A 21,660-nucleotide genomic window follows, 5' to 3' on the forward strand; every position below is an offset into this window, starting at 1 on the left:
AGGTAGAAGAACCGAACGACGAGTCTTCGCCAAACTGCTCCCTGTGGTTATGGGTCCCGGCCTTCGCCGGGACGACGCTGGGATGTGCTTGACGACTATCGCCACCAACGGGCGGCGTGAGCCGTTCGAATTAGCGGATGATCGTCGTCAGGGACGAGTAACGCTTGTTCGGCCTGGCTTCACCCGGCGCGAATTGCGCAAAGGCGTCGGCGACGCGTTTCGCCGGCGGCGTGTTGCTCGCGAAGCGAAACTCCTTCGGCCGCGGCGCGTAGAAATCGCTGCTGTAATAGGCGTCGTCGAAACGCGCCTCTCCGACGCCGAACACTGCGTCGCAGGCGCACAGGAGCGCGTAGACTCCCGCCACCGCAACGACGATCTCCCTGAGAATTGACATGCCGATGCCCCAACCTATTGCCGGGAAGCATGCACGCCGGTTCCAAAACCGAGGTTTAAGGCGGCGCGGTTCTTGTCCGCAGGGTTTGCTGCCGCTGAGCGGAATGCAGACAATTTTATCGATCTCGAAAAGAGGGCCCGCCTGACCGGATGATCAGGCGGGCCCAGGATTGGCCGATCGGGAGGTTATCAGACGGCCAGATTCATCCAGACAGCCTTGGGCTCGGTGAAATTGTCGATCGCGGCCGTGCCGTGCTCGCGGCCGAGGCCGGAGTCGCGCTCGCCGCCCCAGGGCAGGCGCACGTCGGTATAGCCATAGGTGTTCATCCAGACCGTGCCGGCGCGCGCCCGCTTGGCGAAGCGCTGGAGCTTGCCGATGTCGCGGCTCCAGACCCCGGCGGCGAGGCTGTAGGCGGTGCCGTTGGCGATCCGCAATGCGTCGGCCTCGTCCTTGAACCTGATGACGCTGACGACGGGGCCAAAGATCTCCTCCTGCGAGATCCGCATCTCGTGTTCGACACCTGCGAACACGGCGGGGCTGATGAAATAGCCGCGCGTGCCGACCTTCTCGCCGCCGGTGACCAGCGTCGCGCCCTCCTTCTGCCCGATGTCGACATAGTCGAGGATCGACTTCATCTGCTTCTCGGAGATCACGGGCCCGAGCGCCGTCTTGCGATCAAGGGGATCGCCGATCCTGAGCGATTTGGCGCGCGCGGCCAGCCGCTCGACGACCTCGTCATAGGCCTTCTCCTGCACCAGCACGCGGGAGCCGGCCGAGCAGACCTGGCCCGCATTGAAGAAGATGCCGGAGGCGGCCGCCTTCGAGGCCGCTTCGAGATCGGCATCGTCAAAGATGACGTTGGCCGACTTGCCACCGAGCTCGAGCGAGACGCGCTTGAAGTTGCTAGCCGCGCCCTTCATGATTCCGCGCCCCACACCCGGCGAGCCGGTGAAGGTCACCTTGTCGACATCGGGATGATTGACCAGCGCGTCGCCGACGACGCGGCCCGGCCCCGTGACGACGTTGAAGACGCCGGGCGGCAGGCCGGCTTCGAGCGCGAGCTCGGCGATACGCAGCGCCGACAGCGAGGTCAGCTCGGCCGGCTTCATCACGATGGTGCAGCCGCAGGCCAGCGCCGGCGCCAGCTTCCACATGCCGATCATCAGCGGGAAATTCCAGGGCACGATCGCCGCGACCACGCCGACCGGCTCGCGCACGGTGTAGGTCAGGGCATCGTCACGCACGGGCACGACGTCGCCGCTGATCTTGTCGGCCCAGCCGGCGTAATAGATCAGCGTGTCGACGGCCGCCGGGAAATCCTGGCGCAGCGTTGCCGAGATCGGCTTGCCGGCATCGATCGACTCGATCTCGGCGATCTCCTCGCCGTGCTGCTTGAGCAGCTCCGCCCAGCGCAGCAGGATCTGGCCGCGCTCGGACGCGCGCATCGTGCGCCAGGGGCCTTCGAACGCCCGGCGCGCGGCGGCGACGGCGAGCTCGACATCGGCCTCGTTGCCCTCGGCGACGGTGGCGATGACCTGACCAGTGGCGGGATTGAGGGATTTGAAGGTGCGGCCGGAGCTTGCCGGGACGCGGCGGCCGTCGATCAGCAGATGCTGCGGCCGGGACATGAACTCTGTCGCCGGCGAATGCGCAAAGTCATATGCAACTGACATCATATTTCCTCCATTTCTGGTATACCAGACTAGGCGCAGAATAGCCGAAGTAAATATGATATCGTGTGCCTATGGACACCCAAGATATGAAATCGACTTCATAAGGAATGGCCATGCTCCAGATCGAGATTGAGGCTGTTTGGCGGTTTCGCCGGGAGGGCAGCCCGCGCACGGCGGTGGTCATGCTCGGCGTCCTCAATGAAATCCGGAAGACCGGAAAGATCTCCAGCGCCGCCACCGACGCCCACCTCTCCTACCGCCACGTCTGGAATCTGATCGAGCAATGGTCGGAGTTTTTTGGCACGCCGCTGGTCGAAACCCGGCGCGGCAAGGGCACCAAGCTCACCGCCTTCGGCGAGCGGCTGGTGTGGGCCGGCGAGCGCATGCAGGCGCGGCTCGGCCCGCAGCTCGAAAACCTGGCGCAGGAGCTCGCAAGCGAGATCAAGCCGTTCCTCGAGCAGCGGCCCTCGGTGATCCGCGTCCACGCCAGCCACGGCTTTGCAGTCGCAAAACTGCGCGAATTCCTCGACCGTGAGCCCGGCATCGGCGTCGACCTGCGCTATGTCAGCAACCAGAATTCGCTGGTCTCGCTGGCACAAGGCGCCTGCGATCTCTCCGGCCTGCATCTGCCGCACGGCACGTTGCGCGCGCAAGGCATCAAGACGGCGCGCGAATGGCTCGATGCGCGCGAGGACCGCGTCATCAGCTTCGTCACGCGCGAGATGGGACTGATGGTCGCGCGCGGCAATCCGCTCGGCATMGGGTCCATCGACGATCTCACCGCACCCAGGGTGCGCTTCGTCAACCGCGACCATGATTCCGGCACGCGCCTGCTGTTCGACCAGTTGCTCGCCGCGCACGGCATCGACGAGAGCCGGATCAACGGCGCGCAGCAGATCGAATTCACGCACGCCGCGGTCGCCGCCTATGTCGCGAGCGGCATGGCGGATGCAAGCTTCGGCGTCGAGGCCGCCGCCCGGCAATTCGGCCTCGACTTCATCCGGGTCCTCACCGAGGATTATTTTTTCGTCTGCAAGCGCGCGTTCCTCGACACCGAGCCGATGCGACGCATCCTCGAGATTATGCGCAGCGCCGATTTCCGCGCGGCTGTCGCCAGCCTGCCCGGCTACGTCCCGTCGGATACTGGCGAGGTGACCGGCGTGAAGGCGTTCCTGGAGATGCACGCCGTGCGATGATATCGCATGTCATCCGGATATCGGCCCCCCTCACCTTGTTCACGACGGGCAACAGTGGCAATCTCGCAAAGCAGAGCCCACGAGACCCCATCATGTCGCGCGCGAGCGCCAAATCGCTTCCCCAGCTGAGCGTTCGTATCGACCTCGACAGCGAGGATCGGATCGGACCCGGCAAGATCGAGCTTTTGGAGCAGATCCGGGAGCAGGGCTCGATTTCGGCGGCCGGCCGGGCCATGGACATGTCCTATAAGCGCGCCTGGGACCTCGTCGACGAGATCAACCGCATCTGCGGRCATGCTGCGGTCGAACCGCAGGCCGGCGGCAAGAACGGCGGCGGCGCGATGCTGACGCCCTTCGGTGAGAAACTTGTTGCGCGCTACCGCAAGATCGAGCGCGATGCCGCGCGCGCGGTGCACAAGGAACTCGAAGCGCTCAGAAGCGACATCGCGCGGTCCCGCAAATCCTGATGGCCGCTAGTTCGGCCGCACCGACATCTCCGGCATCGGCTGGGTCAGGGCTTCGCCGAGCAGGCTCTGCTCGGCCTTCGGGATCGAGAAACGGACCTTGAAGCCGTCCTCGGTTTCGAGCGTCATGATGCGCTGGGTGGTGTCGGTCGATTGTTCCAGCACCCAGGACGCCAGCGGATAGGCGTAGCGCAGGCTCTGGTCGCCGTAGCGGGTCCGGAGCGCGGCCTCGAGCAGACCCGGAAGCGTCATGATCAGCGCGCCGACCTGGTTCAGCGAGACGCTGACAGCGGCAGGATTGCCCGTCACATCCTCGAAACCCAGCGAGATCGCACCGCCATCGGACGCTACCTCGCAGGTCGTCAGCGACCTCACCTTGATTTCCATGGCAAATCCCGGAACACTCTTCGCTATATCCAACAGGATATATCGATATGTCCACCAACGTCCAGCTCGCTTTTCTGGAATTGATCGAGCCGGCTGCCATGGCCGGTTCGACCGTACCGTGATATACAGTTAGATATAACGAGGCCAGAACGGCCCGTTCTTCAAGGGAGCGCAAAGCCAATGAGCGACTACAATCTTCTCATCGACGGCAAGATGGTGCCCGGAGACCTGACCATGCCGGTTCTCAATCCCGCGACCGAAGAGGTGCTGGCACAATGCCCGCGGGCTTCGAAGACGCAGCTCGATGCGGCGGTTGCCGCGGCGAAGGCCGCCTACCCGGCATGGGCCGCGACGTCGATGGAGGATCGCCGCAAGGTCGTGATCAAGATGGCCGAAATCATCGAGGCGAATTCCGGCGAGCTCGCGCGCGTGCTCACGTCTGAGCAGGGCAAGCCGCTGGCGGACGCGAGCGGCGAAGTGCTCGGCATGGCCGCCTTCTTCCGCTATCTCGGCTCACTCGAATTGCCGATGAAGGTGATCGAGGACTCCGGCGACCGCAAGGTCGAAGCCTATCGCCGTCCGCTCGGCGTCGTCGGCGCCATCATTCCCTGGAACTACCCGCTGCTGATCCTCAGCTTCAAGCTGCCGTCCGCGCTGCTCGCCGGCAACACGCTGGTGGTGAAGCCTGCCCCGACCACGCCGCTCGCCACGCTGCGCTTTGCCGAGCTGATCAAGGACGTCGTGCCGAAGGGCGTGCTCAACTTCATCACCGACGCCAACGATCTCGGCGGCGAGATGACCAAGCACCCTGACATCCGCAAGATCTCCTTCACCGGCTCGACGGCCACGGGACAGAAGGTGATGGCGAGCGCAGCGCAGACGCTCAAGCGCATCACACTCGAGCTCGGCGGCAACGATGCCGGCATCGTGCTAGACGACGTCGATCCGAAGAAGGTCGCGCCCGGCATCTTCGAAGGCGCCTTCCAGAACTCCGGCCAGGTCTGCCTCGCCATCAAGCGGCTCTATGTGCACGAATCCGTCTATGACGAGCTCTGCGACGAGCTGGTCGCGATCGCCAAGAACACGGTGGTCGACGACGGCTCCAAGCAGGGCACCAAGCTCGGGCCGCTCCAGAACAAGATGCAGTACGAGAAGGTGAAGGCGTTCCTCGCGGACGCGCACAAGAACGGCAAGGTGGTCGCCGGCGGCGCCGCGATGGACCGTCCCGGCTATTTCATCGAGCCGACCATCGTGCGCGACATCCAGGAAGGCTCGAAGCTGGTCGACGAGGAGCAGTTCGGTCCCGTGCTGCCGCTGATCAGATACTCCGACAAGGATGACGTGATCCGCCGCGCCAATGCCACGACCTACGGCCTCGGCGCCTCGGTGTGGTCGTCCGACATCAAGCGCGCCCACGAGGTCGCGACTCAGCTCGAGTCCGGCACGGTCTGGATCAACAAGCATCTCGACATGGCCCCGCACATTCCGTTCGGCGGCGCCAAGCAATCGGGCATCGGCACCGAATTCGCCGAGGAAGGCCTCGCCGAATTCACCCAGCTCCAGATCATCAACGGGCCGCCGGCGGCCTGATCCAAAACCCGGGGTCGCGGCGAAACCGCCGCGGCCCCGATCTTCTTGCAGCGAAACGGAGGCCGACCATGTTCGATGCGCAATGCGATCTCGCCGCCCTGGTCTATGAATCGCATCAGGATCCCGACGCGGTCCTGCGCAGCTTCGCGGCGGACTTGAATGCGCGCGGCTTTCGCGTTGTCGGCATGGTGCAGGCCGGCCAGTGCGCGGACTCCAGCCTCTCTGCGGTGCTGCTTCACAGCGGCGAGACGCTGCTCCTGGCGCAGGATTTCGATCCGGCCGCGCAGGGCTGCCGGCTCGACCTTGCCCGGCTGCAAAACGCGGGCGAGCGGATCGCGGACGCGCTGGCGCACGGCGCCGATCTCGTCATCATCAACCGCTTCGGCAAGCGCGAGCGCGGTGGCAAGGGCCTGTTCTACCTGATCGAGCGCGCGCTCGATGCCGATATTCCGGTGGTGATCGCGGTCGGCAAGGACCATTTCGCCGACTGGATCAACTTCGCCGGCGGCATGAGCGTCAAGCTCGGCTGCGAGCGCCATTTGCTGGACGCCTGGTGGCAGCGCATCTCTGCAGGCGAGCCGCAGCCTGCCCCCGGAGCGCATCAGACAGTTTGCGAGGTTCTCAAATAGGCCGCGCCCGGTCAGATCACGGGCTCGTCCTTCAGCGCCGACACCACCTGCTCGCCCTGCGCGGTCAAACGATAAGTCACGAGCGGTCGGCTCGACGGCGGCTTGCGCGCGACTTCGACGATGTAGCCGCGGACCATCAGGGCCTCGAAACTTCCGTAGTAGCCGAACATGCTGATCTGGTTCTGCTTCAGCACCTTGAATTCGCGCAGGAGATTGATCTCGTTGCCCGACAGCAGTGACCTTCGGACACGCTCGACGAATCGCGCGCGCTGCTCGAACCACGCCTGGTCGGGAAGCTCGCGCGAAGGCGGCGCGGGGTCCCGTTCACAGGGACGCATCTCGGCGGAGACATCGACCGAGACCGGCGGCAGGCACGGGATGCTGYTGCCGACCGCTGCTTTCGCGACATCGAGCAGAGCAATCGGCCAGCGCCGCTTGTTGTCCACCATGACCGGCGGCGGCACGACGTTGTCGCGCACCAATTGCTCGAAGCGGCCGGCGGTCACGCCGACATAAGCGGCCGCGCGGCGGCGATCGACCAGACGGGTGTCCGGCCCGTGCTCCAGCTCGCGAGCGATATTCTCGTTCACCCCAATAGTCCCCTGGCGCGTCGTTGCGCAGGCCTGGCGCCCCCGCCCAAACCGCGCGCGAACCTAGGTGGTACCAGCGCTCTCGAAAAGCACAGAATTTCGTACATGTTGATGCCGTTTCGGCAACGGCTATAGTCCGGCTGGGGGTCCCATGCGATTTCACTCACCTTCTATCCAGTACTTCCACGCCGTCCGTCGCACCGGCTCGATCCGGGCCGCGGCGCGGGTCCTGAACGTCGCCTCCTCCGCGGTCAGCCGCCAAATTCTCAAGCTTGAACAAGAGGTTGGATCGCCCCTGTTCGAGCGCAATGCGCGCGGCCTGACGCTGACGACGGTCGGCGAGATGCTGGCGCGGCACGTCATGAACGTGCTCCAGGACCTCGACCGCTTCCGCTCCGACGTGCAGTCGCTGTCAGGCACCTGGCACGGCACCATCAGCATCGCCTGCATCGAGTCGCTCACCGAATCGGTGCTGCCGGACCTGATCGCCGCGCATCGCGGCCGCGCCCGCCGCGTCAGCTTCACCACCGAGGTGAAGGGATCATCGGACGTGCTGGAGGCCCTGAGCCGCGGTGAAGCCGACATCGGCATCGCCATGGCGCTGCGGCATCCGCCGGATCTGCGCCAGGTCGCGTTGAAGCGCTTTCGGCTCGGCGCCGTGGTCGCGCGCGAGCATCCGCTGGCACGCCGCAAGACGGTCACGCTGGCCCAATGCCTCGCCTTCCCCGTCATTCACGCGCTGCCGGAGCTGTCGATCTATCATTTGCTCCAGCCGCTGATCGCGCAGCTCTCCGAGGCGCCGGAGCCGGCGATCCAGGCCAATTCGATCGACCTGATGCGCGAGCTCGCGGCGCGCGGCGTCGGCGTCGCCTTCCAGACCCAGCTCGGCATCGGGCGGCTGTCGCGCGACAGCCAGCTCGTCTTCCTGCCGCTCGACAATGCCGGCAGCCCGGTGTGGTCGGATCTCGGCATCTATGTCCGCGCCGAACGCACCCTGCCCGCCTACACCGACTCGTTTCTTCAGGAACTGGTGCGTGAATTGGGCRAGCGAGAGCGAAAGGAAAACGCGGCGTACCCGCAAGTTGCGTGATGAAGCAAACCAACTCTCGATGCGCTCAGACGTGATCGCGCACACCACGGAGCATCGCTGAACTGGCAGTAGTTTTCCGGAATATGGCCGATGGTCGGCCATCTGTTAGCTTCCGCGGGTTCAGCCCGCTCACCCCGGACGTCCGAGGATTCCGAAATGCCGGTACGTCGGCTGACGCCTTCGCGGGTCCTCGGCATCGAGCGCTTCTCGGATTTCAGCGAGTTTCGCGCCAACGAGGTGCTTGGCCTCGGCACCAGCACACCGCTCCGCCCGCGCGATTTTTCCTTGTCCCGTGCCATCCTTCCACTCCAGGACGGGCTCTTCGTGTTCCAGCGCGCCTTCGCCCGCCGGCTCGAGGTCGATGTCGGCACCGACCATGGCATCGGCCTCGTGGTCCCGTTCTGCTTTCATTCGATCAGCAACGGCCGCGAGATCGGCAATTCGACGGTGGGCGTCGTACGCGGCAAGGTCCCCGTCCTGTCTGTCGAGCACCACCCCAACACTTACCTGATGATGCGCTTCAATTCGGACATGCGCCATCGCGGCTGGGCGGATTACGACCACGGGCTCGGGTACTTCCGCTCCCATGACGTGCCGCTGGAGCGCCTGCGCGCCGCGATCCTCAACATGTTCTGCCTGGCGTCGGAGCACGACGATCCCAGACAATTCGAAGCGCTCAACCGGCCGATCCAGGAGACGCTGCTCGCCTGCCTCGACGCCACGCTCGTGCCGGCCGGCGCGCTGGCCGCGCGACGCGGATCATTCGACAAGCACCGCAAGCTGATTGCCCACCTCGACGAGGTCGTCGCGCTGTTCGGCAGCAAGCCGCTCTACAGCGACGATCTCGCCGGCGCGCTCGGCGTCTCCGTGCGCACGCTTCAGATCGCCGCGCACGCCGTGCACGGCGTCAGCCTGCATCACTACCTGCGGCTCAAGCGGCTGTGGTCGACCCGTATCCAGCTCATGACCGGAAGCGCTGGCGCGACCGTCAAGGCCATCGCACTTGGCAACGGCTTCTGGCACATGGGTGACTTCTCGAAAGGCTACCGCATGACGTTCGGCGAGACGCCCTCCGAGACGCTGGCGCGGGGCCGGCGCCTCTGAACACGGCCTTTGGCCGTCCGACGCGCCGGATCGCACGCTCAGCCGTGGCCGGCCTCCTTGCGGTGCCCGCTCTCACCGAGGCGGTCGACCCAGGCGATGCCGATCGCGGAGATGATGAAGGTCAGGTGGATCAGCACCTGCCACATCACGCCGGTCTCGGTGAAGTTGCTGCGTGTCGTGCCGAGATTGCCCGCCTCGATAAAGGTTCGAAGCAGCGAGATCGAGGAAATGCCGATGATCGCCATCGCGAGCTTGATCTTGAGCACGCTGGCATTGACGTGACTGAGCCACTCAGGCTCGTCCGGATGACCGCTCAGGTTCAGGCGCGAGACGAAGGTCTCGTAGCCACCGACGATCACCATGATCAGGAGGTTCGAGATCATCACGACGTCGATCAGCCCGAGCACGACGAGCATGATCTGCTGCTCGCTGGCGTCGAACGAGTGGAGGACCAGGTGCCAGAGCTCCTTCAGGAACAGCAGCACGTAGACGGCCTGTGCGATGATGAGGCCGAGATAGAGCGGCACTTGCAGCCAGCGCGAGCCGAAGATCAGCTGGGCGACCAGGCCGATCGCCGGCGGCGGCAGGGGCGCCGCCGAAGCTGCTTTGGGTTCAGACGTCATTGATCACTCCGGATTGCGCGCAGGAAGCGTCGCCTTAGAGACTTGCGATCACCGGCGCAAGCTCGAGCGAGCCGCGATAGATCATCTCGAAGGCGACGTAAATGATGATGGCGAGGCCGACATAGGCAATCCAGCGCTGCTTCTGGAGCACGCGGCCGAGCAGATCGGCGGCGACGCCCATCATCGCGACCGACAGCAACAGGCCGAAGGCCAGGATGTAGGGATGCTCGCGCGCGGCGCCCGCGACCGCGAGCACGTTGTCGAGCGACATCGAGACGTYGGCGGCGACGATCTGCAACGCCGCCTGGCCGAAGGTTTTTCGCGGCGCCGCCGCAGCGCTTCCGCTGCCGCCATGGCCGAACGCGAGCTGGTTCGCATGTGCGGCGTGCTCCCGCAGCTCGCGCCACATCTTCCAGCAGACCCACAGCAGCAGCACGCCGCCGGCGAGCAGCAGGCCGATCACCTGGAGGAGCTGGGTCGCGACGCCGGCAAAGACGATGCGCAGCGCGGTGGCGGCGATGATACCGACCACGATGGCGCGCCGGCGCTGCGCGGCCGGCAGGCCCGCCGCGGCAAGGCCGATGACGACGGCGTTGTCGCCGGCCAGCACGAGGTCGATCAGGACGACCTGGAGCAGCGCGGACAGCGCGTCTGCGGTGATGAATTCAGTCATGATTGATCATTTTTGGCTGCGGACGAATCGAGCCAATGCGGCTTGCGCCGCTCGATCCAGTCGAAGACTTTCGAACGGGACGAGCGGAGCGCGGGTACGTCCTCGGCGAGCAACGCAAGACCCAGCGGTAGCATCCAGATGCCGAGCACCGGCAGGAAGGAGAGCACGCCGCCGACGATGAGCAGCGCGCCCGAGGGGATCCTGACCCAGCGGCTGGATGGTTTCAGCAGATAGGTGACGGTATTGGCGAGACGGGGCGGCAGCCGATGAACGAGCGCATCAAGGCGCGGGTCGCCACCGGCTGGCTCGCCGGCGGGACCGCTGGCCGTTTTTCGCTCGTCCGAAGCTATGCTCATGCTCACTCCGCGGAGGCTGCACGCTGTTCGGCGTGCGCTGCATTGGGGCCGACCTGCCTGGCGCGCGGCAACACCAGCGTCAGCAGGCGCAACAGCTTGATCGCCTGCACTTCGTGGGGATGCACGTCCTCGTCCGCAGCCGCGACGCGCTCCGAGAGCTCGATCAGGTGCGACGAGAGCGGCAGATTCGAGACCGGCCGCAAGGTGTCGATCACCACATTGGCAAAGTCCGGCTCCTCGAGCCGTTCGGCGAGTTCGTCAAACATCGCGAACAGCCGGTCGTCGGTGACGTGCGGCGCCAGGTTGCGGTCCCTGATGAAACGGACCACCTCGTCGCGCTCGACCGGCGAGACCCGCCGGTCGGCCACGGCGACGAGCGCGCCGACAATCACCAGCGCCACCGCAGCCTGCTCATTGAGGCTGGACGGTTCGGTGATCTCGATCTCGACCGGATTTGAATGCTTGGCGTCAGACATCGATGCTCCCTTACTTTGCGAAATGGCCGCACGGAGCTGCGATGGGGACGATTGAGTCGGAGGGAACAGAGAGGACCCGACGATCGGCCGATCCATCGCATTCGCGCGGGACAGGTCATCCGACATCGCGAGGTTTGCCGACGTCGTCGGCGGCCTCGCCAGAGGGGCCCGGATTCTTGTTCTCCCGAGACATAAAGATGGGTCCGTCGGAATCAAGGCGGCCAGCGTGCGACCAGCCGCCGCATCGGTTCCAGTTGCGGCGCGCTATCCTCGCCGTCGTCCCGGCGAAGGCCGGGACCCATACCGCGAGGTCTATCGATTTGAGCGGGATGCAAATTCCGAACTGCTAGTCCTCGCCAAAATGCTCCCTGTGGTAATGGGTCCCGGCCTTCGCCGGGACGACGTTGGGAGATAGCGCGCGCCTCCATCAACACCGTCATTGCGAGCGCAGCGAAGCAATCCAGCGTGGCACCGAGAAGGCCAGGCCAGACCGAATCGAACTACCCCACGCGCTCGACAAGATGTGCACGCGAGGGCGCGGGATCGAACCGGTCGCCGAAATATTGCGTCTCGTGGGCGACCAGTCCCTCGCGAAATTCCATGATGCTCACCACGTAGGACGGCACCCCGTCATAGGTCAGGACGAGCTCGGTGATCCAGAGATCGCCGCCTCCGATGATCCGCCGCACCGTGAAGCGCTTCTTGTTTGGCTGCACGGAACGGCTCTCCTGAATGTTGCTCCGGCCATGGATCCGCTCGCCCGACTGCGGATAATCGAGCACCGCGTCCTCGCGATAGATGTCATGCTCGACCTCGAAATCGTTTGCGTCCGACGCATCCCAATGACGCCTGAGCGCCGCCAATTTGGCTCGGTCGTCCATCTCGACCTCCAATCCGGGCTTGTCTCACCCTAGCATCGAAGCTGGCTTGGGTCGCGCTCCCCGGCACTTTCGACAAGGAATCGGATTGGGCCGAAGTGCCGCCCAATCACGCCCTGATCGCGCGCGCGTCCGAAACCGTGAAAATTGTTCCGCTCATCCTCGCAATTTCCAGTGAGCCCGCGGCGRAACCCGTTCCTGTCCGAAGGATTAATGCCGGCAACACTCGTTGATCCCTTGCCGGGTGGGTACGATGACATTTGCATCGGACGTTTTGAAATTGCTGCGGCTCGATTCTTCCGACGACAGGCAGCGTCTCGTCATTCGCTCGGCCGGCGGCCGCGGCAAGGCGGCCGAATATTCATTCGGCATCGAGGAGGAATATTTCCTCGCCGATCGCCGCACCTTCGAGGTCGCGATCGAGACGCCCAACGAGCTGTTCGAATCGGCGAACTGGTCGACCGGCGGCCAGGCCATGCGGGAGATGCTGCAATCCCAGCTCGAGGTCGCGACCAACGTCCACGTCGACGTCAATGACGCGCGCGAGGAGCTGCGCTTCCTCCGCCGCGAGGTCGCGGGCGTCGCCGCGCAGTACGGCTACGTCATCATGGCCTGCGGCACGCATCCGACCGCGGTCTGGCGCATGTCGCAGCCGAGCCCGAAGCCGCGCTACGAGGAGATGATCGAGGATTTGCGCAGCATCGGCCACCGCAACATGATGTGCGGCATGCACGTGCATGTCCAGCTGCCCGATCCCGAGACGCGCATGGCGGTGATGCGGGCGATGCTTCCGCACCTGCCGCTGTTCATCGCGCTGTCCGCGTCCTCCCCGTTCTGGAATTCCCACAAGACCGGACTGAAAGGCTACCGGCTCGCCGCCTATTCCGAGCTGCCGCGCACCGGCCTGCCCGAATTGTTCGAGAGCAAACACGACTACGACGAATATGTCGGCGCGCTGCAGCGCTCCGGCGTAATCCCCGATGAAAGCCACATCTGGTGGGCGATGCGCCCGTCGATGCGGCACCCGACGCTCGAGCTTCGCGCGCCCGACACCTGCACCTTCGTCGACGACGCCGTCGCCATTGCTTCGCTTTACCGCTGCCTGACGCGCCACCTCTATCGGAGGCCCCATCTGTCGAGGGAGGTCACCGCCGTCGAGCGCGCGATCGCGGTCGAGAACAAATGGCGGGCCCAGCGCTACGGCACCGATTGTATTTTTGCCTCCAGGGACGGGCCGGTCACGATCTCGGAGCTGCTCACCCGCGTGATCGATGATGTCGCCGAGGACGCGGCTGCGCTGAATTGCACCTCCGAGGTCGAGCACTGCCGCACCATCGTGGACCGTGGAAGCTCGGCCGAATTCCAGCTTCGCGCGTATCGCGACAACGGGGATGACATCGCCGCCGTGTCGCGTTGGATCGCAGCGGCGACATCGGAGATGCGCGCCGCCGTCAGCGCCGACCTTCAAGCGCCGTCATAGTGCCCGCGCAAGCTTCGGGAACGAAAACATCGTTGCTGAATTTGCTGTGTCGTGGAGGAAATGCATGAACGCCATCACCTGTTGCGCCGGCTGCGGCCATGGCCTGGTCCCCATCCTGTCCAAGAACGGCCGCGCAGAGCCCAGCTGCTTGTGGTGCGAGGGCATTGATGCGCGCGCGATGGACATGGCGAAGTGGGCGGACAGCCCGTCCGGCAAGCCTGAGCTGACCACCCGCCAATCCCTTGAATGAGCTCTCTCCGCGTCAAATCCTCCCCGCCAGGGTTGGACGGGGCGCAAAGCTGTCGTTGTGGGGACGTGCCGCCGCGGGCTTTCGTGCCGGCCGGCGCCGCGGCACGAACAGGCAGCTCACGAGGATCGGCTCGTCGTCGCCGAGCGTGGTTCGCTCTTTGGCGAGCAGGCTCATGACCGAGCGCATCTTGAGGATTTCCTGCGCCACGAAGCTGCAGTCCTCATCCCGATTGATCTGCTCGCGCATTATGGCTTCAGCCTCCAGCATGCTGACGCGGAGCGCCCTAATGGTTCTGCGGATTTCGTTGATACGGTTGTCCATCGCCACCTCCATCTCGGGAGCAGCATAAGAACAAATCATGAACAAACTGTCAATCGGCACGCTGGGCGATCTCACCCGATTTGCTGATGGCTCCCCGGATACCAGAGCGACCGGCTGCCATGCGGCGCCGATCCCGCCATCTGCAAAACTGCACGCGCCTTGGCGAGCTTGCCGACAAATTAGACAATGCGGATCAGGTGACGTCCTGAACTTGCGAGGCTTTGCGCGCAGCACAGCGCGGCGAGCGGCTGATCTAACCTCCAGTGCAACCTGGATTTTTTCCTAACAGGGCGCCCCGCATCTGGGCCAGGCGCCCTCGTGCCTGTTCGCAATCTCAAGTGGCCCAGAATTCGCAATGCAGCATCAGGCCCGATTCCCGGCACTCCCCTCTCAGCGGATTGCCCAGATTGGAGGATGTCATGAACGTGCATGCTGCGGGCGATCTCAAGATCACTGGCCTCACCCACCCGAACGGCGCGCCGCTCCGCCTCAACACTCAGGATTTCGTGGCGATCGACCGCGACCGGAATGCGAAGTACGAGGCGACGTACCGTCCGCAGGCCCTCTACAACCGCGCCAACGAAGGCTTTCACGCCAACAACGAAACCTTCCTGCTGCACGAGGTCGCGACAAATCTGCCGATCTACCTTCCCGACACCGGACCCACCGATTTCCATCTTCATCTTCCACCAGGCGGCTTTCAGCTGGTGCTGGTCACGTCGGGCGCGTTCACCTTCGACTATGACGGGCGCTGGTACAATGTCGGCCCCGGCGCGGTGATGCTGCAAAGCGCGATCGTGCACCGCCAGCTGTTCTATACCTGGTCGGGACTGTCGACAGAAGAGAACCTGAAGACACCGCAGACGGTGGTGCCCGATCCGATCTCGATGGGCTATTCGGGCAAATTCCTTGAAGCCTTCATCACCGATCCCACGACCTTTCCGAACCCGACCATCGTCGGCCCGGATCAGATCAATGAAGACGAAACGCCGCGCGTGGCCTGGAGCCACCCGCTACATGACCGGCCCGCCGATGCCGGCTTCTGGCTTCAGGATCCCTTGGCGCTCGATGCGCTCTACAAGCCGCTCACCGACAGTTCCGTCAAATCGGCCATGCCGGTTTACGTGCGCGATATCGGCATCGAGGTTCCGAGCGGGCATCTCGTCACCGGCCACATCATCGCAACCGACCCGCGCGGGCACGCACTCTTGCCGAAGAGCACGTCTGCCGCAGCGGACGCGACCTGTTTCGCCAAGGGCGAGGTCGTGATCTATCGCGTCATTCGCGGCACGGCCGAATTCAAGAAGAAGTCCGGCGAAACCTTCGAGCTTTCGGCTGGTGACGTCGTGACAGCGGGCAAGGAGTCGATCAGCCTTGTCGGCGTCGGCGAAAACACCCAGGTCCTCCGGCTCGGCCTGCTCAAGGGCATGAACGAGCTGCGCGGCTGGACGCCGACGCAGCGCGACGAGATCGACGGCCTCGCCGGCCAGATCATCACCCACAAGGACGTCCGTCCCCTGCGCACCGAGGGCAAGCCGGTCGGGTACCTTTACGGTTAGGCGCTACTCCGCCAAGGCTATCCGGCTATGAAAAACAACGTGGCGGGAATCTCACTTGCGGCCATCCTTCGAGACGCCCGCCTAAGGCGGGCCCTCAGGATGAGGTCGCGTGTTACGGCGAGATTTTAGACCCTCATGGTGAGGAGCCCGCCAAAGCGGGCGTCTCGAACCATACAGGCCGAACTCGTCCGGCAGCCTCCAACTGCCCTGGGCGATGGCCGCCCCTACTCCGCCGCCTGCCGCACATGGCGCGCGGTCGGCGTGCGCATCGTGACGAGCTCTTCGGCCGCGGTCGGATGCAGCGCGATGGTGGCGTCGAAATCGGCCTTGGTGGCCTTCATCTTCACCGCGATCGCGACCGCCTGGGTGATCTCGGCGGCGCAATCGCCGACGATGTGACAGCCGAGCACGCGATCGGATGAGCCGTCGACGACCAGCTTCATCAGCACGCGGGTGTCGCGGCCCGACATCGTCGCCTYGATCGGGCGGAAGGTCGCCTTGTAGATGTCGACGTGGCTGAACTGCGCGCGCGCCTCGGTCTCGGTGAGGCCGACGGTGCCGACCTCCGGCTGCGAGAACACCGCGGTCGGAATGTACGAATGATCGACCTGCACCTCGCGCTTGCCGAACACCGTGTCCGCGAAGGCGTGGCCCTCGCGGATCGCGACCGGCGTCAGATTGTGGCGATGGGTGACGTCGCCGATCGCGTAGATGCTGTCGACCGAGCTCCTGGAGAAATGGTCGACCGCAATGCCGCCATTGTTCGGATTGATGGCGACGCCGGCCTTCTCCAGGCCGAGATTGGCCACCGCAGGATGGCGGCCGATCGCGAACATCACCTGGTCGGAGGCGACGCTCGAGCCGTTCGACAAATGCGTGGTGAACTCGTCGCCGTGGCGATCGACCTTGGTCACGGTGCAGCCGGTGAGGATGGTGATGCCCTGCTTCTCCATCTCGCTGCGGACATGGGCGCGGACGTCCTCGTCGAAGCCGCGCAGGATATTGTCGCCGCGATAGATCACCGTGACGTCGGAGCCGTAACCGGCAAAGATGCCGGCGAATTCCAGCGCGATGTAGCCGCCGCCCTGGATCACGATCCGCTTCGGCAGCGTCTTCAGGTGGAATGCCTCGTTGGAGGAGATCACGTGCTCGATGCCGGGAATCATGGCGCCGTGGTTCGGCGCGCCGCCGGTGGCGATCAGGATGTACTTTGCCGTGATTGTCCTGTTGTTCTCGCGCAGGCGGACGGTGTGCTTGTCCTCGATCACCGCGCGGCTCTTGACGATTTGCGCGCCCGACTTCTCGACGTTCGTCGTGTAGGCCGCCTCCAGCCGCGCGATCTCCTTGTCCTTGTTGGCGATCAGCGTGGCCCAGTCGAAGCTCACGGGCGGAATGGTCCAGCCGAAGCCGGCGGCATCCTCGATCTCGTGACGGACATGCGAGCCGATCACGAGCAGCTTCTTCGGCACGCAACCGCGGATCACGCAGGTGCCGCCCATGCGGTACTCTTCCGCGATCATCACGCGTGCGCCGTATCCGGCCGCGATCCGGGCGGCGCGCACGCCGCCCGAACCGCCACCGATGACAAAGAGGTCGACGTCGAATTCAGCCATTGTCCTCTCCGACCTCGTTCAGGGATCTCTGACTAGATAGGTGCTGTCAGATTTCCTTGCCACGCTTGCGCATCTCGGCGCGGAAGGCACCCATCACGGTTTCGGAGAAGTTCTGGGCCCAGGAGTTCATGAAGGCCATGCTCAGGCCGATGGCGCGCGGCTCGGCGTCGATCAGCTTCTTGCCCAGCGGCGACTTGTAGAAGGTGACGAGATCCTTCAGCTCCTGCTCGGTGAACTCGCTGGCATAGATCTGCGCCATGCCATCGCCGATCTCGTTCTGGCGGCCGTTGAGCTGCTGGGCGACGACCCCTGCCACCTCGTTGAGTTCCTTCTGATAGTTCAGGTTCTGCTGGATCAGCGCGATCTTGGTCTTCTCGACGAGGCCGGGCACGGCGCCTTGATACATCGCCGTCGCGTTCTTGATCTGCAGAATTTCCCTGGCCGCCGCAACCGCCGCCGGCGTGGCCCTCGGCTGGGCCGGCGCTGCAGCAGCCTTGGGCTGGGCCGGCGCGGGCTGCTGCGCGATGGCCGGAGCGGCCGAAAGCGCCACACCCGCAGCGAGGGCCGCGGCCGGCAAGAATTTCAAAACGCTCTTCATTCCTGGTCTCCTTTCGGCTTACGCCGTTCAATCACGCGAATTCCTTCGCCGCCCGCCAAAACGGCCGAGCTGGCCAAGCCGATAAACAACCCGTGCTCGACGACGCCGGGGATTGCGCTCAACGCCTTGGCGAGGGTTGGCGGATCCACGATACGTCCGAGCTGGGCATCGACGATCCAGTGGCCGCCATCGGTGACGAAAACGTGGCCGTCCTTGCCCTTGCGGACCGCCATTTGCCCGGAAACGCCGCATGCCGCAAATGCCTTCTCGATCGCGCGGCGCGTTGCGCCGACCCCGAACGGGATGACCTCGACCGGCAGCGGAAAGCGGCCAAGCGTCGGCACCCATTTGCTGTCGTCGGCAATCACGATCATGCGATCCGAGGCGGCCGCCACGATCTTCTCGCGCAGCAGCGCGCCACCACCGCCCTTGATCAGGTTGAAGTCGGGATCGATCTCGTCGGCGCCGTCGACGGTGACGTCGAGACGGTCGATCTCGTCGAGCGTGGTCAGCGGCACGCCGCAGCGCATCGCATCAAGACGCGTCGCCTCCGAGGTCGGTACGCCGATCACCCTGAGCCCGGCGCGCACGCGCTCGCCGAGCAGCTCGACGAAATGCTTTGCGGTCGAACCGGTGCCGAGCCCGAGCTGCATGCCGTCCCGCACCTCCTCGAGCGCGCGCGCCGCAGCCTGCCGCTTCAACTGGTCCATGTTCACGATGCGCCCGCCTCTGATCTAAGAGTGTACCGCCGGTATAGGTCGCTTGCGGCGGCCTATGTAGCCTCGTTTTCCGCGCGGGAACAGGCCTATAAGCTGATCTTATGGGCCCGCCCCTTGCGCCGGCGCGGCCGGACCGATAGCGCTTCCAACATGACCTCTTCCAAGTCCTCCCCTCACACCATCGTCTTCGATCTCGACGGCACGCTCGTGGATACGGCGCCCGACCTGATCACCGCGCTGAATTACGTGCTGGACCGCGAAGGGCTGCCGCCCGTGCCGATGCAATCGGCCCGCAACATGATCGGCGCCGGCGCCCGCAAGCTGATCGAACGGGGGCTGGAGGCCGAGGGCCGCACCGTCACGCCTGCCGACATGGACCGGATGACGGCGGATTTCATCGCCTATTATGCCGACCATATCGCCGTCGAATCCCGGCCCTTCGAGGGGCTGGAGGCGGCGCTCGACCATTTTGCGGCGCAAGGCCATCTCCTCGCGGTCTGCACCAACAAGCTGGAATGGCTGTCGAAGCGGCTCCTGGACCAGCTCGACATGAGCCGCCGCTTCGCGGCGATCTGCGGCGCCGACACCTTTGGCGTCCAGAAGCCTGATCCGGTCATCCTGCGGCAGACCGTGGCGCGGGCCGGCGGGGACATCAAGACCAGCATCATGGTCGGCGACGCCGGAACCGACGTCGGGGTCGCCCGGCGGGCCGGGGTGCCCGTGATCGGGGTCAGCTTCGGCTATACGGACGTGCCGATCGCCGAGCTGAAGCCGGACCGGCTGATCCATCACATGCGCGACCTGCCGGCCGCAGCCCACAGCCTGATGATGGCCTAAAGACCGCAAGATACTGATATAGCTAAATTATTCTCTGGAACTCTGCGTTAACCATCCATTGACCATGCGCGGCGCGCCGGTTGCCTGCCCCAAACGACACTCCTATGGTCCGGCCCGGGGATGTGGCGGTTCGTCGCAGTACAAGTGGGTGGTCATGCGTCGTGTCATCGCGATTGCGCTAGCGGGAGCGAGCCTGGGTGGCTGCTCCTCAATGTCTTGGGACATGTTCAAATCGGCGCCGCCGACCGTCCAGGTCCGGCTTGAATCCAATCCTCCGGGGGCTGACGCCACGACCTCGCTCGGGCCGGGCTGCAAGACGCCCTGCTCCGTCTCGGTTCCCGCCCCCGACACCCCCTTCACGGTCGCTTTCGCGCTGCCCAAGTTCCAGCCGGCGAGCGTGCCGGTGAACGTGATCAAGAACCCCGGCGATTTCACCACGCCCGCCTCGGTCACCACCGATCCGAATCCGGTGTTCGCGGAGCTTCAGCCGGCCACCCCGCCAAAGCCGGTCCGCAAGCCGCACCGGCCGAAGAAGCCCAAACCGGCGGCGACCGCCGCTGCCCCGGCTGAGGCCACCCCTGCCGCCGGTTCGCCGTTCCCCGATCCGAACGCAGGCAAACGCTGATCCAAGCGCTGACTTACGTATACCACCCGATTGTCCTCAGCCTGTCCGATGCTTAGATTGCTTCCAGAGCACCGCTGAAGCAAAGGTGCGCCGTCGCCGTCAGTGACAAGGCATTTGGTATGAACGGATCTTCCGCGAGCCCTCTCGCAACAGCGAGCCCTCTCGCCGCGCTGTCGAGCCCGATGACCGATCCGTTCGGGCGGACCATCAGCTATTTGCGCGTCTCCGTCACCGACCGCTGCGACCTGCGCTGCTTCTACTGCATGTCGGAAGACATGACGTTCCTGCCCAAGGCGGACCTGCTGACGCTGGAAGAGCTCGACCGGCTTTGCTCCGCCTTCATCGCCAAGGGCGTGCAGAAGCTGCGGCTCACCGGCGGCGAGCCGCTGGTCCGCCGCAACGTGATGTCGCTGGTGCGCTCGCTGTCGCGCCATCTGACCAGCGGCGCCTTGCGCGAGCTGACGCTGACCACCAACGGCACCCAGCTTGCGAAATACGCCCAGGAGCTCGCCGATTGCGGCGTCCGCCGCATCAACGTCTCGCTCGACACGCTCGATCCCAGGAAGTTTCGCGAGATCACCCGCTGGGGCGAGATCGACAAGGTGCTGGAGGGCATCGAGGCAGCGCGCGCCGCAGGCCTTGCCGTGAAGATCAACGCGGTGGCGCTGAAGAACCTCAACGAGGACGAGCTTCCCGACCTGATGCGCTGGGCCCATGGCAAGGGCATGGGGCTGACGCTGATCGAGGTGATGCCGATGGGCGAGATCGGCGCAGGCCGCATCGACCAGTACCTGCCGCTGTCGCTGGTGCGGGCTCGGCTCGCCCAGCAATTCACGCTGACGGACCTAAGCGAGACCACCGGCGGGCCGGCGCGCTATGTCAGCGTCGCCGAGACCGGCGGCAAGCTCGGCCTGATCACGCCGATGACCCATAATTTCTGCGAATCCTGTAACCGGGTGCGCGTCACCTGCACGGGAACGCTGCACACCTGCCTCGGCCACGAGGATGCCTCCGATTTGCGCAAACCTCTGCGTGCGTCGAGCGAGGATGCGCTGCTTGCGGATGCGATCGACCGCGCCATCGGGCTGAAGCCCAAGGGCCACGATTTCATCATCGACCGCCGCCACGACCGCCCCAGCGTCAGCCGCCATATGAGCGTGACCGGCGGCTGACGATTCGCCAGCGCCGCTAACCTAAGCTGCTGGCAGCGCGTCAATTTGCCCATTTTCCGATTGACGGCGATCAAGCCCGCTGGTTTGGTGCAGCCGCCTTTGCTTGCCCGGCAACAATAAGCCGGCCCGCCCCTTCGGCGGTCGCGGTCAAGACGGCAAGGCACGAGGGGAGGACTGACGCCGCAATCGCTCCGGAAAACGAGCCATGTGGTCGCGTGCCTTTTGCACGCGAGCCGAGCGATGCGTGCCGATGCCTTCCGTGATGTCTGAAGCGCGATGAGATGAGGATGTATCATCATCTCATCGCGCTTCAGGTTGTTGTTCGAGCATGATCTTTTTCGGAAAACCGCGTCACACTTTTCC

The 21,660-nt window shown here is 64.8% G+C and carries 25 protein-coding genes and 1 pseudogene; 13 read left to right on the forward strand and 13 right to left on the reverse strand.

Annotated elements, in window-relative coordinates; genetic code table 11:
- Positions 1 to 130: 130 nt before the first annotated feature.
- Both ACXJL8_RS09035 and ACXJL8_RS09040 read right to left on the reverse strand, forming a co-directional pair.
- A complete protein-coding gene (locus tag ACXJL8_RS09035) occupies positions 131 to 394 on the reverse strand; it encodes a hypothetical protein (protein WP_456623051.1) in 264 nt (87 codons plus the stop codon).
- A gap of 188 nt (positions 395 to 582) precedes the next feature.
- Positions 583 to 2,067 (reverse strand): aldehyde dehydrogenase family protein, encoded by a 1,485-nt coding sequence (locus ACXJL8_RS09040; RefSeq protein WP_456623052.1) that lies wholly within the window; start codon positions 2,065 to 2,067, stop codon positions 583 to 585.
- Positions 2,068 to 2,180: 113 nt separating this feature from the next.
- On the opposite strand from ACXJL8_RS09040, the gene ACXJL8_RS09045 reads away from it, so the two are divergent.
- Positions 2,181 to 3,263, forward strand: a complete 1,083-nt coding sequence (locus tag ACXJL8_RS09045) for a substrate-binding domain-containing protein (RefSeq protein WP_456623053.1) — start codon at positions 2,181 to 2,183, stop codon at positions 3,261 to 3,263.
- Between the two features lie 92 nt (positions 3,264 to 3,355).
- Positions 3,356 to 3,730, forward strand: a complete 375-nt coding sequence (locus tag ACXJL8_RS09050; protein WP_456684900.1) for a winged helix-turn-helix domain-containing protein — start codon at positions 3,356 to 3,358, stop codon at positions 3,728 to 3,730.
- Positions 3,731 to 3,736: 6 nt separating this feature from the next.
- Here ACXJL8_RS09050 and ACXJL8_RS09055 read toward each other — a convergent pair whose 3' ends face one another.
- Positions 3,737 to 4,114, reverse strand: a complete 378-nt coding sequence (locus ACXJL8_RS09055; protein WP_456623737.1) for a hypothetical protein — start codon at positions 4,112 to 4,114, stop codon at positions 3,737 to 3,739.
- Positions 4,115 to 4,294: 180 nt separating this feature from the next.
- Between ACXJL8_RS09055 and ACXJL8_RS09060 the strand changes: the two genes are divergently transcribed.
- Together ACXJL8_RS09060 and ACXJL8_RS09065 are read left to right on the forward strand one after the other, a co-directional pair.
- Complete coding sequence (locus ACXJL8_RS09060) at positions 4,295 to 5,704, forward strand: aldehyde dehydrogenase family protein (RefSeq protein ID WP_456623738.1); 1,410 nt, start codon at positions 4,295 to 4,297, stop codon at positions 5,702 to 5,704.
- A 68-nt stretch (positions 5,705 to 5,772) separates the two neighbouring features.
- Complete coding sequence (locus tag ACXJL8_RS09065) at positions 5,773 to 6,333, forward strand: DUF2478 domain-containing protein (RefSeq protein WP_456623739.1); 561 nt, start codon at positions 5,773 to 5,775, stop codon at positions 6,331 to 6,333.
- Positions 6,334 to 6,344: 11 nt separating this feature from the next.
- Here ACXJL8_RS09065 and ACXJL8_RS09070 read toward each other — a convergent pair whose 3' ends face one another.
- The gene (locus ACXJL8_RS09070; protein WP_456684901.1) at positions 6,345 to 6,923 is read right to left on the reverse strand and encodes a hypothetical protein; all 579 of its coding nucleotides are present in this window, start codon (positions 6,921 to 6,923) and stop codon (positions 6,345 to 6,347) included.
- A 151-nt stretch (positions 6,924 to 7,074) separates the two neighbouring features.
- Here ACXJL8_RS09070 and ACXJL8_RS09075 point away from each other — a divergent pair, with 151 nt between their 5' ends.
- Complete coding sequence (locus ACXJL8_RS09075; RefSeq protein ID WP_456684902.1) at positions 7,075 to 8,013, forward strand: LysR family transcriptional regulator; 939 nt, start codon at positions 7,075 to 7,077, stop codon at positions 8,011 to 8,013.
- A gap of 156 nt (positions 8,014 to 8,169) precedes the next feature.
- The gene (locus tag ACXJL8_RS09080; RefSeq protein WP_456623742.1) at positions 8,170 to 9,117 is read left to right on the forward strand and encodes a helix-turn-helix domain-containing protein; all 948 of its coding nucleotides are present in this window, start codon (positions 8,170 to 8,172) and stop codon (positions 9,115 to 9,117) included.
- 38 nt (positions 9,118 to 9,155) lie between these two features.
- Here ACXJL8_RS09080 and ACXJL8_RS09085 read toward each other — a convergent pair whose 3' ends face one another.
- The 5 genes from ACXJL8_RS09085 to ACXJL8_RS09105 all read right to left on the reverse strand — a co-directional run bounded on the left by ACXJL8_RS09085 (position 9,156) and on the right by ACXJL8_RS09105 (position 12,126).
- The gene (locus tag ACXJL8_RS09085; RefSeq protein WP_456623743.1) at positions 9,156 to 9,740 is read right to left on the reverse strand and encodes a TIGR00645 family protein; all 585 of its coding nucleotides are present in this window, start codon (positions 9,738 to 9,740) and stop codon (positions 9,156 to 9,158) included.
- Between the two features lie 34 nt (positions 9,741 to 9,774).
- The gene (locus tag ACXJL8_RS09090; RefSeq protein ID WP_456684903.1) at positions 9,775 to 10,413 is read right to left on the reverse strand and encodes a YjbE family putative metal transport protein; all 639 of its coding nucleotides are present in this window, start codon (positions 10,411 to 10,413) and stop codon (positions 9,775 to 9,777) included.
- Positions 10,410 to 10,769, reverse strand: coding sequence for a hypothetical protein (locus tag ACXJL8_RS09095; RefSeq protein ID WP_456623745.1), 360 nt, complete (start codon positions 10,767 to 10,769; stop codon positions 10,410 to 10,412). The genes ACXJL8_RS09090 and ACXJL8_RS09095 overlap by 4 nt, the downstream gene beginning before the upstream one ends.
- Before the next feature lie 2 nt (positions 10,770 to 10,771).
- On the reverse strand, positions 10,772 to 11,245 hold the full coding sequence (locus tag ACXJL8_RS09100) for a TerB family tellurite resistance protein (RefSeq protein ID WP_456623746.1): 474 nt from the start codon (positions 11,243 to 11,245) through the stop codon (positions 10,772 to 10,774).
- A 500-nt stretch (positions 11,246 to 11,745) separates the two neighbouring features.
- Positions 11,746 to 12,126, reverse strand: a complete 381-nt coding sequence (locus tag ACXJL8_RS09105; RefSeq protein WP_456623747.1) for a nuclear transport factor 2 family protein — start codon at positions 12,124 to 12,126, stop codon at positions 11,746 to 11,748.
- Positions 12,127 to 12,191: 65 nt separating this feature from the next.
- On the opposite strand from ACXJL8_RS09105, the pseudogene ACXJL8_RS09110 reads away from it, so the two are divergent.
- The 3 genes and pseudogenes from ACXJL8_RS09110 to ACXJL8_RS09120 form a co-directional block, all read left to right on the forward strand.
- Positions 12,192 to 12,356: pseudogene (locus ACXJL8_RS09110) on the forward strand (class II glutamine amidotransferase); the annotation flags it as partial.
- Positions 12,357 to 12,376: 20 nt separating this feature from the next.
- The gene (locus ACXJL8_RS09115; protein WP_456623748.1) at positions 12,377 to 13,603 is read left to right on the forward strand and encodes a carboxylate-amine ligase; all 1,227 of its coding nucleotides are present in this window, start codon (positions 12,377 to 12,379) and stop codon (positions 13,601 to 13,603) included.
- Positions 13,604 to 13,667: 64 nt separating this feature from the next.
- Positions 13,668 to 13,853 carry a hypothetical protein gene (locus tag ACXJL8_RS09120; RefSeq protein ID WP_456623749.1) on the forward strand — a complete coding sequence of 62 codons (186 nt, stop codon included), beginning with the start codon at positions 13,668 to 13,670 and terminating at the stop codon, positions 13,851 to 13,853.
- Between the two features lie 12 nt (positions 13,854 to 13,865).
- Here ACXJL8_RS09120 and ACXJL8_RS09125 read toward each other — a convergent pair whose 3' ends face one another.
- Positions 13,866 to 14,174: a hypothetical protein gene (locus ACXJL8_RS09125; RefSeq protein WP_456623750.1), complete on the reverse strand. Its 309-nt coding sequence runs from the start codon at positions 14,172 to 14,174 to the stop codon at positions 13,866 to 13,868.
- Positions 14,175 to 14,593: 419 nt separating this feature from the next.
- Between ACXJL8_RS09125 and ACXJL8_RS09130 the strand changes: the two genes are divergently transcribed.
- Positions 14,594 to 15,733: a hypothetical protein gene (locus tag ACXJL8_RS09130; RefSeq protein ID WP_456623751.1), complete on the forward strand. Its 1,140-nt coding sequence runs from the start codon at positions 14,594 to 14,596 to the stop codon at positions 15,731 to 15,733.
- Between the two features lie 224 nt (positions 15,734 to 15,957).
- On the opposite strand, the gene gor is transcribed toward ACXJL8_RS09130, so the two are convergent.
- Genes gor through rpiA form a run of 3 tightly spaced genes read right to left on the reverse strand, consistent with a single transcriptional unit; the run spans position 15,958 to position 18,660 of the window.
- A complete protein-coding gene (gene gor, locus ACXJL8_RS09135) occupies positions 15,958 to 17,346 on the reverse strand; it encodes a glutathione-disulfide reductase (protein WP_456684904.1) in 1,389 nt (462 codons plus the stop codon).
- A gap of 46 nt (positions 17,347 to 17,392) precedes the next feature.
- On the reverse strand, positions 17,393 to 17,944 hold the full coding sequence (locus tag ACXJL8_RS09140) for a DUF2059 domain-containing protein (RefSeq protein WP_456623753.1): 552 nt from the start codon (positions 17,942 to 17,944) through the stop codon (positions 17,393 to 17,395).
- Positions 17,941 to 18,660, reverse strand: a complete 720-nt coding sequence (gene rpiA / locus ACXJL8_RS09145) for a ribose-5-phosphate isomerase RpiA (protein ID WP_456684905.1) — start codon at positions 18,658 to 18,660, stop codon at positions 17,941 to 17,943. Before rpiA ends, ACXJL8_RS09140 begins: the two co-directional genes overlap by 4 nt.
- A 153-nt stretch (positions 18,661 to 18,813) precedes the next feature.
- Between rpiA and ACXJL8_RS09150 the strand changes: the two genes are divergently transcribed.
- The 3 genes from ACXJL8_RS09150 to moaA all read left to right on the forward strand — a co-directional run bounded on the left by ACXJL8_RS09150 (position 18,814) and on the right by moaA (position 21,297).
- Complete coding sequence (locus ACXJL8_RS09150; protein ID WP_456623755.1) at positions 18,814 to 19,500, forward strand: HAD family hydrolase; 687 nt, start codon at positions 18,814 to 18,816, stop codon at positions 19,498 to 19,500.
- A 154-nt stretch (positions 19,501 to 19,654) separates the two neighbouring features.
- Positions 19,655 to 20,125 carry a hypothetical protein gene (locus tag ACXJL8_RS09155; RefSeq protein ID WP_456623756.1) on the forward strand — a complete coding sequence of 157 codons (471 nt, stop codon included), beginning with the start codon at positions 19,655 to 19,657 and terminating at the stop codon, positions 20,123 to 20,125.
- A gap of 119 nt (positions 20,126 to 20,244) precedes the next feature.
- Positions 20,245 to 21,297, forward strand: coding sequence for a GTP 3',8-cyclase MoaA (gene moaA / locus ACXJL8_RS09160; protein ID WP_456623757.1), 1,053 nt, complete (start codon positions 20,245 to 20,247; stop codon positions 21,295 to 21,297).
- The last annotated feature ends 363 nt before the right edge of the window (positions 21,298 to 21,660 follow it).

The sequence above is a fragment of the Bradyrhizobium sp. P5_C11_2 genome, assembly GCF_054049755.1.

What these genes read in the sequence shown, in the direction of transcription:
- ACXJL8_RS09080 (WP_456623742.1), top strand. Translation starts at nt 8,170, where the DNA reads ATGCCGGTACGTCGGCTGACGCCTTCGCGGGTCCTCGGCATCGAGCGC.
- ACXJL8_RS09055 (WP_456623737.1), bottom strand. Translation starts at nt 4,114, where the DNA reads ATGGAAATCAAGGTGAGGTCGCTGACGACCTGCGAGGTAGCGTCCGAT.
- ACXJL8_RS09115 (WP_456623748.1), top strand. Translation starts at nt 12,377, where the DNA reads ATGACATTTGCATCGGACGTTTTGAAATTGCTGCGGCTCGATTCTTCC.
- ACXJL8_RS09140 (WP_456623753.1), bottom strand. Translation starts at nt 17,944, where the DNA reads ATGAAGAGCGTTTTGAAATTCTTGCCGGCCGCGGCCCTCGCTGCGGGT.
- ACXJL8_RS09060 (WP_456623738.1), top strand. Translation starts at nt 4,295, where the DNA reads ATGAGCGACTACAATCTTCTCATCGACGGCAAGATGGTGCCCGGAGAC.
- ACXJL8_RS09085 (WP_456623743.1), bottom strand. Translation starts at nt 9,740, where the DNA reads ATGACGTCTGAACCCAAAGCAGCTTCGGCGGCGCCCCTGCCGCCGCCG.
- ACXJL8_RS09120 (WP_456623749.1), top strand. Translation starts at nt 13,668, where the DNA reads ATGAACGCCATCACCTGTTGCGCCGGCTGCGGCCATGGCCTGGTCCCC.
- ACXJL8_RS09150 (WP_456623755.1), top strand. Translation starts at nt 18,814, where the DNA reads ATGACCTCTTCCAAGTCCTCCCCTCACACCATCGTCTTCGATCTCGAC.
- ACXJL8_RS09065 (WP_456623739.1), top strand. Translation starts at nt 5,773, where the DNA reads ATGTTCGATGCGCAATGCGATCTCGCCGCCCTGGTCTATGAATCGCAT.
- ACXJL8_RS09130 (WP_456623751.1), top strand. Translation starts at nt 14,594, where the DNA reads ATGAACGTGCATGCTGCGGGCGATCTCAAGATCACTGGCCTCACCCAC.
- ACXJL8_RS09095 (WP_456623745.1), bottom strand. Translation starts at nt 10,769, where the DNA reads ATGAGCATAGCTTCGGACGAGCGAAAAACGGCCAGCGGTCCCGCCGGC.
- ACXJL8_RS09155 (WP_456623756.1), top strand. Translation starts at nt 19,655, where the DNA reads ATGCGTCGTGTCATCGCGATTGCGCTAGCGGGAGCGAGCCTGGGTGGC.
- moaA (WP_456623757.1), top strand. Translation starts at nt 20,245, where the DNA reads ATGAACGGATCTTCCGCGAGCCCTCTCGCAACAGCGAGCCCTCTCGCC.
- ACXJL8_RS09040 (WP_456623052.1), bottom strand. Translation starts at nt 2,067, where the DNA reads ATGTCAGTTGCATATGACTTTGCGCATTCGCCGGCGACAGAGTTCATG.
- ACXJL8_RS09035 (WP_456623051.1), bottom strand. Translation starts at nt 394, where the DNA reads ATGTCAATTCTCAGGGAGATCGTCGTTGCGGTGGCGGGAGTCTACGCG.
- ACXJL8_RS09125 (WP_456623750.1), bottom strand. Translation starts at nt 14,174, where the DNA reads ATGGACAACCGTATCAACGAAATCCGCAGAACCATTAGGGCGCTCCGC.
- ACXJL8_RS09100 (WP_456623746.1), bottom strand. Translation starts at nt 11,245, where the DNA reads ATGTCTGACGCCAAGCATTCAAATCCGGTCGAGATCGAGATCACCGAA.
- ACXJL8_RS09105 (WP_456623747.1), bottom strand. Translation starts at nt 12,126, where the DNA reads ATGGACGACCGAGCCAAATTGGCGGCGCTCAGGCGTCATTGGGATGCG.